Origin of the sequence: Pseudomonas sp. NFACC37-1, assembly GCF_900101575.1 — a bacterium.
Taxonomy (GTDB): Bacteria; Pseudomonadota; Gammaproteobacteria; order Pseudomonadales; family Pseudomonadaceae; genus Aquipseudomonas; species Aquipseudomonas fluorescens_AA.
In genome coordinates this window covers 21,181-28,355 of the sequence record NZ_FMUZ01000052.1, presented here as the reverse complement: position 1 = coordinate 28,355, position 7,175 = coordinate 21,181, and the positions used below count along the sequence as shown (strand labels likewise).

At 61.2% G+C, this 7,175-nt stretch carries 5 protein-coding genes and 1 pseudogene; 1 reads left to right on the top strand and 5 read right to left on the bottom strand.

All coding sequences use genetic code 11. The annotated features are described in order from the left end of the window. The coding region (locus BLP82_RS31790; protein ID WP_371914155.1) for a group II intron maturase-specific domain-containing protein at window positions 1-241 on the top strand (241 nt) is incomplete at its 5' end. Between the two features lie 276 nt (window positions 242-517). Here the strand turns inward: BLP82_RS31790 and BLP82_RS28755 are convergent. The 5 genes and pseudogenes from BLP82_RS28755 to ahcY form a co-directional block, all read right to left on the bottom strand. Beyond that, complete coding sequence (locus tag BLP82_RS28755) at window positions 518-2,383, bottom strand: RNA helicase RhlE2 (protein ID WP_092176614.1); 1,866 nt, start codon at window positions 2,381-2,383, stop codon at window positions 518-520. Between the two features lie 234 nt (window positions 2,384-2,617). Then, window positions 2,618-3,425, bottom strand: a pseudogene (locus BLP82_RS28750) (substrate-binding periplasmic protein); the annotation flags it as partial. 123 nt (window positions 3,426-3,548) lie between these two features. Continuing rightward, window positions 3,549-4,631, bottom strand: coding sequence for a hypothetical protein (locus BLP82_RS28745; protein WP_092176606.1), 1,083 nt, complete (start codon window positions 4,629-4,631; stop codon window positions 3,549-3,551). Between the two features lie 85 nt (window positions 4,632-4,716). Continuing rightward, entirely contained in the window at window positions 4,717-5,562 is an 846-nt protein-coding gene (metF, locus tag BLP82_RS28740; protein WP_092176601.1) for a methylenetetrahydrofolate reductase [NAD(P)H], read from the bottom strand. 186 nt (window positions 5,563-5,748) lie between these two features. Next, complete coding sequence (gene ahcY, locus BLP82_RS28735) at window positions 5,749-7,158, bottom strand: adenosylhomocysteinase (RefSeq protein ID WP_092176598.1); 1,410 nt, start codon at window positions 7,156-7,158, stop codon at window positions 5,749-5,751. Window positions 7,159-7,175: the final 17 nt, after the last annotated feature.

Below are 7,175 nucleotides of genomic sequence, written 5' to 3'. Positions count from 1 at the left end.
TCCCAGAATCTGGCGAGAGTTAGATGAATGGATACGACACCGACTACGAGCAATCCAGCTCAAGCAATGGCGGCGTAGTTCAACGATCTATCGAGAGCTACGCAGGTTGGGTGCAGGTGAGGCTACTGCTCGCAAAGTGGCGGGAAGCTCTCGCTGCTGGTGGCGCAATAGCGCTCTTGAACTCAACCGAGTGCTCGATATAGCGTGGTTCGACAGAACGGGTTTACCGCGTCTCTCCTGACCTCAATCTCTCGAACCGCCCGGTGCGGACCCGCATGCCGGGTGGTGTGGCAGGGGAACGGCCTATGAAGGCCGTCCCCTATGCCGATTACGCGGATTCGGGCAACACAGAGAACCCTGTGGGAGCGAGCTTGCTCGCGATGGCGTCTTACCAGTCGACTTGATGTTGACTGACATACCGCTATCGCGAGCAAGCTCGCTCCCCCATTGGGAATGTGTCGGGCCAAAAAAAGCCCCGGGTCGCGAGACCCGGGGCTTTTTCACGGCTTGGAAAAACTCAGCGATTGCGTGTCAGCAATGCCGGTTTTTCGCCCCGTGGACGGCTTGGCAGTTGATCCAGCTGCTCAGGTGTCGGGAAGCGATCGGCTTTCGATTCCTTGTGCATGATTTTCGGCTGGTTGCTGCGTGGGTTCTGCACGGCCGGTTCCTGGCGAGGCTGGTCGTCACGGGCCGGGCGGCGCGGGCGGGTGTCGTCGCGGCGGGCCTGGCCGTCACGTGGGGCGCCGTTGCGTGGGCCGCTGCGCTTGGCCGGTGGTGTGCCGGTAGACGAGCCGTTGCTGTTGCGCGGACCGTTCTGGCGACCCTGTGGCTGGCCACCGCGCGGAGCGCCTGCACCTGCGCCCTGTGCCGGGGCGCCCGGACGACGACCGCGGCCCTGGGCCGGTTTCTGCTGCGGCACGTAGTCGACGCGGTTACCGAAGTTATCGACATCGTCATCCAGGAACTCGTCCGGCGCACGATCGGCTGCGGCGCGCGGAGCCGGGCGCTGCTGCTCACGGGCTGGGGTACCTTCGCGAGGCTTCTGCTCGCGGGCAGGGCGTTCGCCGCGGCCATTGCTGTTGCTGGCCGATTTCTCCTTGCCCTTGTCCTTGCCTTTGTCTTTGCGACCGCCGCCGCCACCGCCGTTCGGACCGTCGCCCCGTGGGCCACGGGCATTGCGCGGATTACGCACATCCGGACGTTCGCGCACTTCAGGCTTCTCGGCTTCGATGGTACTGGCATCGAAGCCCATCAGGTCACCGTCGGCAATTTTCTGCTTGGTCATGCGCTCGATGCTTTTGAGCAGCTTTTCTTCGTCCGGCGCGACCAGCGAGATCGCTTCGCCCGAACGACCGGCACGGCCGGTACGGCCGATACGGTGAACGTAATCTTCATCGACGTTCGGCAGCTCGAAGTTGACCACGTGGGGCAACTGGTCGATGTCCAGGCCACGGGCCGCGATGTCGGTGGCCACGAGGATGCGCACTTCGCCGGCCTTGAAGTCGGCCAGGGCCTTGGTGCGGGCGTTCTGGCTCTTGTTGCCGTGGATCGCCACGGCTGGCAGGCCGTGCTTGTCCAGGTACTCGGCCAGGCGATTGGCGCCGTGCTTGGTACGGGTGAAGACCAGGACCTGTTCCCAGGCGCCGGCGGTAATCAGGTGCGCCAGCAGGGCACGTTTGTGGCTGGCCGCCAGGCGGAACACACGTTGCTCGATACGCTCGACCGTGGTGTTCGGCGGCGTGACTTCGATGCGCTCCGGGTTGTGCAGCAGCTTGCCGGCCAGGTCGGTGATGTCCTTGGAGAACGTCGCCGAAAAGAGCAGGTTCTGGCGCTTGGCGGGCAGGCGGGCGAGGACTTTCTTCACGTCATGGACGAAGCCCATGTCGAGCATGCGGTCGGCTTCGTCCAGCACGAGGATTTCAACGTGGGACAAATCGACGCTGCCCTGGCCGGCCAGGTCCAGCAAGCGACCGGGGCAGGCCACCAGTACATCGACGCCACGGGACATGGCCTGGACCTGGGGGTTCATGCCGACGCCGCCAAAAATGCAGGCGCTGACGAACTTCAGGTCGCGAGCGTAGACCTTGAAGCTCTCGTGTACCTGGGCCGCCAGTTCGCGGGTAGGGGTCAGGACCAGTACGCGCGGTTGGCGCGGGCCATGACGCTGGGATTTGTCTGGGTGACCGTTGGGAAACAACCGCTCCAGGATCGGAAGGGCGAAACCACCGGTTTTACCAGTACCTGTCTGCGCCGCGACCATCAGGTCGCGACCTTGCAACACGGCGGGAATGGCCCGCTGTTGCACCGGGGTAGGCTGGGTATAGCCGGCGGCTTCGATGGCGCCGACTAAAGCCTCGGAGAGACCGAGGGAAGCAAAGGACATGAGTAATCCTGTTTTAGTGAGGGCCTGGCCCAATGGGATAGTCTTGCCGGGCGCGAATGACGTTCAACCAAAAGACGTCATCCCGTCCGGTCCTGCCGGGTCTCGAAGGCGGGTCCGGACAAGGCTCGCGCGGGCTGTAGGCTGCGCTGTAGCGGTGTCGGGATGCCTTTTGCAAGACCGGGCGTCCGGGCGTGAGCCTGGCGGGAAGGCCGGAGTATAACAGAGCAAACGCCCCGCGCCGCTTTCCTGCTGCTCAACGGTTTATTTCAGTGCTGGCCCGACTGGGCGGTGTGGCCTTGGTCATGGCGCCTGCGCCGTAGCGGGCGCTCAGTTCGGCATAGGCTGGTTCGCGCTTGAAACGCTTGAGTTCGGCACTGAAGCGTTGCACCAGCAAATCCATCCCGGCATTGCGCCGCACCGCCAGGTATTGGCTTTGACGGCTCACCACCTCCGGGTTTTCGGTGATCTGGTCGCCCAATTGCATTTGTTCGAGCAGATGTCGGCCGACCCTGCGGTCGGTGATGAGCAGGTCGATCCGGCCCAGTTGCAACTTGCCGAAGTTGGCTTCATGGGTGGGCGCCGCTTCACGTTTGAACAGGGTCGACTCACTGAAGGCCTGGCTGTACAGGTAACCGGGCGAGGTGCCGACGGTCAGGCCGCCCAAGTCGTCGAGCGTGCGAAACGGATGGGGGCGGGCGTTGGCGTAGAACATCACGAATTCCACGTCCGACAGCGGTTCGCTGGGGTAAAGCAACAGGGCATCGCGCTCATCGCTGTGGAAAATGTCCAGCGCCCCGTCCGCCAACCCTTGTTCCAGCATTGCCAGGCACCGCTTCCAGGGCAGGAACTGCCATTCCACGTCGATGCCCAGGCGCTTGAACACAATGGCCGTGGCTTCGTAGTCCAGGCCGAGCTTCTTGCCGTTCTCTTCGTAGACATAAGGCGCCCAGGGTTCGGTGACAATGCGCAACTTCTCGGCCTGAGCGGTCACGCTCAGGCACAAGAGAAGAAGGGCGGTCAGCAGCTGGACAATGACAGGCATGGGCCTGAGGTTACGACGAGAGCTTATCAAATAGCTAGAGCGCTCTGGCCTGTGCCCTGGTGGCTGTTTGGCTAGTGAGTCAACTTCTGCGAATTTGAACCAGCGAACTCACCGCGCAGGCCACTACTTGCCTTTTGCCTGCATCAGGTGCGCATAGATGGCTTCGCGGCGCTCACCCAGCACGAGACGAATCAGCGGATGATCGAGCCAACGTTTGAGTTCATGGTCCTGCAGCGACTTTTCCAGGCGATTTTCGACGTTTTCCAGGGCTTTTTCCCACCAGACCGGGGCGCAGGCCTGGTCGAACTCGTTGGTATGGCGATAGCAGCCATAGAGGATCTCGCGCATGAACTGGCGTTTATGGCCGGGCAGCCCCAGGGTGATGAACTTGTAGGCCAGGCGTTGGAAGGTCGGCGGCCGAGGCAGGGTGGCGGTGACTTGGCCGGTTTCATCCAGGGCTTTGTGGCAAGTCGGTGCGGCACCGTGTTTGGCGAGCCAGGCTTTGGTCTTGGCGCGAAACAGCTGCTTGCGGCTCCAATAGTGGTGGATCAGGTCCGGGCATTCGCGCACTTGCACCGAGCGATAGGCCGCTACCGAAAGGCAGAACTCTTCCAGCGTGTAGGCACCCTTCGCCAATGGATACAGTTCATCCATCAGGGCGATCGAGCGATCCAGGACTGACGCGTCGGCGCAGTTGAGACCAATGACCCCGGAGTTCAGCAAGGGCATGTCGTCGTCCGCCAACTGCCGCTGGTGCAATGTGTCGGCCAGTGTCAGGTAAAGCCCGGCGTCTTTGTTGGCGCCATACGTCAGGCCGAAGGCATTGCACAGCAATGTACCAGGCTGGACGCGACGAAACAGTTCGAGGGGGGAGCAATGGAAAAAAGTGTCGGTGTCGATCAGCAGCGCCACTTCGGCTTCTTCGAGCACTTTGCGCATCACCACGTGCTTGGCACGGAAGTGATACCCGTGGGGTTCGATCCAGGCCTGGCGGGTTTCATTGTCCAATGGGCGCAAACGCACCGGCAGCCCTGCGTACGGTGCGGGATTGTCGGTGAACACCTGGATATCCAAGGCTTCGTCCGGCGTCTTGCGCAGGCCGGCCAACGCGCTGGCGATGCTGAACAACGCTTCCTGGTGGTAGGTTTCGGCCCCGTAGACCAGATAAATGAGTTGTGGGGTCGTTAGCCTGTGACCATTGGGCATCTACTGCGATCCTCCAGATGTCTGTGCTTAAAAAAAAGGCCTTGGTTTTCGCCAAGGCCTCTTTGTACCACCGCATTAAGTCAATTCAGCGCGGCAGCTTGAGGTTGTTCCATACCGCGAGGCTGGGCTCGGCCTGGTTAAGGGTATAGAAATGCAGCCCCGGTGCGCCGCCTTGCAACAAACGCTCACACATTTGTGTGATGACTTCCTCGCCGAAGCTTTGGATGCTTGAGGAGTCATCGCCATAGGCTTCCAGTTGTTTGCGAATCCAGCGTGGGATTTCTGCACCGCACGCGTCGGAGAAGCGCGCCAGCTTGCTGTAGTTGGTGATCGGCATGATTCCCGGCACGACAGGAATGTCGACGCCCAGCTTGCGGATACGTTCGACGAAGTAGAAATAACTGTCGGCGTTGAAGAAATACTGGGTGATGGCACTGTTGGCGCCAGCATTGGCCTTGCGCACGAAATTGCGCAGATCGTCTTCGAAGTTGCGCGCTTGCGGGTGCATTTCCGGATACGCAGCCACTTCGACGTGAAAGTGTTCGCCGGTTTCCTCACGAATGAAGCTCACCAGTTCGTTGGCGTGGCGCAGCTCACCGCTGGCCATGCCCATGCCCGACGGCAGGTCGCCACGCAGGGCAACGATGCGCTTGATGCCGGCGGCCTTGTACTGGGTCAACAGGCTGCGCAGGTCGTCCTTGCTGTCGCCGACGCAGGACAGGTGAGGGGCAGCGGGAACTTTGACTTCGCTTTCGAGCTGCAACACGGTGTTCAGGGTGCGATCACGGGTCGAACCGCCGGCGCCATAGGTGCAGGAGAAGAAGTCGGGGTTGTAGCTGGCCAACTGGCGGGCAGTGGCGATCAGTTTTTCATGCCCAGCATCGGTCTTCGTCGGGAAGAACTCGAAGCTGTAGCGACGGTCTTGGGGCATGGTCGGAGCTCCCAGCTACAAGCTGCAAGCTACAAGCTGCAAGAGGGCGGTTGTGCCGGATTCTTGTGCTTTAAGCTGGCAGCTCGCGGCTGTGTAATAACGATGAAGAAGTAAGCTCCAAGCCCAAATCGCAAGTAAACACACTGCTCTTACTTGCCGCTTGGGACTTGAAGCTTGCAGCTGCTGTCAGTACCTGTACGCGTGCGGCTTGAACGGGCCTTCGACGGTGACGCCGATGTAGTCAGCCTGTTGCTTGGTCAGCTTGGTGACCACGCCGCCGAAACCGCGGACCATTTCCAGGGCCACTTCTTCGTCGAGTTTCTTGGGCAGTACTTCCACGGTCAGGCGCTCGGCTTTCTGGGCCGGCGACAGGTCGGCGTATTTCTGGCCGAACAGGAAGATCTGGGCCAGGACCTGGTTGGCGAACGAACCGTCCATGATGCGGCTTGGGTGACCGGTGGCGTTGCCCAGGTTCACCAGGCGGCCTTCGGCCAGCAGGATCAGGTAGTCGTCGTTCTGTGGGTCGAAGCTGCCGGTGCCGGTGCGGTGCACCTTGTGGACCTGTGGCTTAACTTCTTCCCATGCCCAGTTCTTGCGCATGAAAGCGGTGTCGATTTCGTTGTCGAAGTGACCGATGTTGCAGACCACGGCGCGCTTCTTCAGGGCCTTGAGCATGTTGGCATCGCAGACATTGACGTTGCCGGTGGTGGTCACGATCAGGTCGATCTTGCCCAGCAGCGCCTTGTCGATGCTGGCTTCGGTGCCGTCGTTGATCCCGTCGATGAACGGCGAAACCAGTTCGAAACCGTCCATGCAAGCCTGCATGGCGCAGATCGGGTCGACTTCGGACACCTTGACGATCATGCCTTCCTGACGCAGGGACTGGGACGAACCCTTGCCCACGTCACCGTAGCCGATCACCAGCGCCTGCTTGCCCGACAACAGGTGGTCGGTGCCGCGCTTGATGGCGTCGTTGAGGCTGTGACGGCAGCCGTACTTGTTGTCGTTCTTGCTCTTGGTCACCGAGTCGTTGACGTTGATGGCCGGGATTTTCAATTCGCCCTTGGCCAGCATGTCCAGCAGGCGGTGCACGCCGGTGGTGGTTTCCTCGGTCACGCCATGGACGTTTTCCAGCACGGATGGGTATTTCTTGTGCAGCAGCTCGGTCAGGTCACCGCCGTCGTCGAGGATCATGTTGGTGTCCCATGGCTGGCCATCCTTGAGGATGGTCTGCTCCAGGCACCACTCGTACTCCTGCTCGGTCTCGCCTTTCCAGGCGAATACCGGGATACCGGCGGCGGCGATGGCGGCAGCGGCCTGGTCCTGGGTCGAGAAGATGTTGCAGGACGACCAGCGCACTTCGGCACCCAGGGCAACCAGGGTTTCGATCAGCACGGCAGTCTGGATGGTCATGTGGATGCAGCCGAGGATTTTTGCGCCTTTCAATGGCTGTTCGCCAGAGTATTTGCGACGCAGACCCATCAGGGCTGGCATTTCGGATTCGGCGATGATGATTTCGCGACGACCCCAGGCAGCCAGGGACATGTCGGCGACTTTGTAATCGGTAAAAGCTGCAGGCGTGATAACAGCGCTCATGAAGAGCCTCCATTCGT